Origin of the sequence: Acinetobacter sp. ABJ_C1_1 (genome assembly GCF_044684115.1) — a bacterium.
Classification (GTDB): Bacteria; Pseudomonadota; Gammaproteobacteria; order Pseudomonadales; family Moraxellaceae; genus Acinetobacter; species Acinetobacter nosocomialis_A.
This window is the reverse complement of record NZ_JBITPU010000049.1, coordinates 1-255: the sequence shown is the minus strand read 5'-3', so window position 1 is coordinate 255 and position 255 is coordinate 1. Positions and strand designations below refer to the sequence as shown.

Genomic DNA, 255 nt, shown 5'->3' with positions numbered 1-255 from the left:
CAGATGTCATCGTGACTGTCGATACGGCAGCACCAAATGCACCGGTTCTTGATCCAATCAATGCGACCAATCCAATCACAGGTACAGCAGAAGCGGGATCAACCGTAACTGTGAGCTTCCCTGATGGCACAACAGCAACTGTAGTTGCAGGCCCTGATGGTAAGTGGACAGCGCCAAACCCAGGTGACTTGCTTGATGGTCAAACAGTGACTGCAACAGCGACTGACCCAGCAGGTAACCCATCATTACCAGGTA

At 51.8% G+C, this 255-nt stretch carries 1 protein-coding gene; it reads left to right on the top strand.

What is annotated here, in order from left to right; genetic code table 11:
- Window positions 1-11 precede the first annotated feature (11 nt).
- Window positions 12-255: Ig-like domain-containing protein (locus tag ACG59Z_RS18780; protein ID WP_400200729.1), on the top strand; the 244-nt coding region annotated here is incomplete at its 3' end.